Origin of the sequence: Citrobacter sp. wls757 (assembly GCF_005280935.1) — a bacterium.
Classification (GTDB): Bacteria; Pseudomonadota; Gammaproteobacteria; order Enterobacterales; family Enterobacteriaceae; genus Citrobacter; species Citrobacter portucalensis.
Genome location: NZ_SZWU01000049.1, coordinates 169,463 through 171,220 on the forward strand (window position 1 = coordinate 169,463; position 1,758 = coordinate 171,220).

Here is a 1,758-nt window from a genome sequence, read left to right on the forward strand (position 1 = left end):
ATGAAACAGGTTAGATAGCTACCGGTGCTTTAATACCCGGGTGCGGATCGTAGCCTTCAATTTCGAAGTCTTCGAAGCGATAGTCAAAGATTGATTCAGGCTTACGTTTGATAACCAGTTTCGGCAGCGCGCGAGGTTCACGGCTAAGCTGCAGATGCGTTTGATCCATATGGTTGCTGTACAGGTGCGTGTCGCCGCCGGTCCAGACAAAATCACCCACTTCCAGATCGCACTGCTGCGCCATCATGTGTACCAGCAAAGCGTAGCTGGCAATGTTAAACGGCAGGCCGAGGAACACATCGCACGAACGCTGATACAGCTGGCAGGAGAGCTTGCCATCCGCCACGTAGAACTGGAAGAACGCATGGCACGGTGCCAGCGCCATTTTATCCAGCTCACCGACGTTCCATGCGGAAACGATGATGCGGCGAGAGTCCGGATCATTTTTCAGTTGGTTTAGCACGGTGGTGATCTGGTCGATATGGCGGCCATCTGGCGTAGGCCACGCGCGCCATTGTTTGCCATAAACCGGGCCTAAATTACCGTTTTCATCCGCCCATTCGTCCCAGATTGAGACGTTGTTTTCATGCAGGTAGGCAACGTTAGTATCGCCCTGCAAGAACCACAGCAGCTCATGAATGATCGAGCGTAAATGGCAGCGTTTAGTCGTAACCAGCGGGAACCCTTCCTGCAGATTAAAACGCATCTGATGACCAAAAATGGAAAGCGTTCCGGTTCCGGTACGGTCGTTTTTCTGTGTGCCTTCATCCAGCACTTTTTGCATCAGTTCTAAATACTGTTTCATGGTTCCTCAGGAAACGTGTTGCTGTGGGCTGCGGCGGTACGCCCAAACCATCATAATAATGCCTGCGACAATCATCGGGATAGAGAGGATCTGCCCCATGCTGATGTACTGTACCCAGGTGCCGGTAAACTGCGCATCCGGCTGGCGGAAGAATTCAACAATAATACGAAACGCGCCATAACCAATCAGGAACAGACCGGATACCGAACCCATCGGGCGCGGTTTGCGAATGTACAAGTTCAGAATGATAAACAGCACAACGCCTTCCAACGCCATCTCATAAAGCTGTGAGGCGTGGCGTGGCAGCGAGCCGTAGGTATCAAAAATAGACTGCCATTGCGGGTTAGTTTGCAGCAGTAAAATATCTTCGGTACGGGAGCCGGGGAACAGCATGGCGTACTTGAAGTTCGGGTCAACGCGTCCCCACAGCTCACCGTTGATAAAGTTGCCCAGACGCCCTGCACCCAAGCCAAACGGAATCAGCGGGGCAATGAAATCAGAAACCTGGAAGAACGAACGCTTAGTGCGTTTGGCGAAGATGATCATCACCAGGATCACACCGATAAGTCCACCGTGGAAGGACATACCGCCGTCCCAGACGCGGAACAGATACAGGGGATTATCGAGGAATAACGGGAAGTTATAGAACAGTACGTAACCAATACGCCCACCGAGGAAAACCCCGAGGAAGCCCGCATACAGTAAGTTTTCTACTTCATTTTTGGTCCAGCCACTGCCCGGACGATTCGCGCGGCGCGTCGCCAGCCACATCGCGAAAATAAACCCCACCAAATACATTAAGCCGTACCAGTGAAGCGCGACGGGTCCGATTGAGAAAATGACCGGATCGAAATCCGGAAAATGCAGATAGCTACTGGTCATCTGTCACCACAAGTTCTTGTTATTTCGCTGAAGTCAGACAGCAATTGATAAGCGCGCCTGCATAATGCAGG

Annotated in this window: 2 protein-coding genes; both read right to left on the bottom strand. The window is 51.9% G+C overall.

Annotated elements, in window-relative coordinates; translation table 11 throughout:
• Positions 1-10 precede the first annotated feature (10 nt).
• A complete protein-coding gene (thyA, locus tag FDW94_RS13110) occupies positions 11-805 on the bottom strand; it encodes a thymidylate synthase (protein ID WP_003033990.1) in 795 nt (264 codons plus the stop codon).
• Between the two features lie 6 nt (positions 806-811).
• The gene (gene lgt / locus FDW94_RS13115; RefSeq protein ID WP_003825606.1) at positions 812-1,687 is read right to left on the bottom strand and encodes a prolipoprotein diacylglyceryl transferase; all 876 of its coding nucleotides are present in this window, start codon (positions 1,685-1,687) and stop codon (positions 812-814) included.
• Positions 1,688-1,758 lie beyond the last annotated feature (71 nt).

What these genes read in the sequence shown, in the direction of transcription:
- thyA (WP_003033990.1), bottom strand. Translation starts at nt 805, where the DNA reads ATGAAACAGTATTTAGAACTGATGCAAAAAGTGCTGGATGAAGGCACA.
- lgt (WP_003825606.1), bottom strand. Translation starts at nt 1,687, where the DNA reads ATGACCAGTAGCTATCTGCATTTTCCGGATTTCGATCCGGTCATTTTC.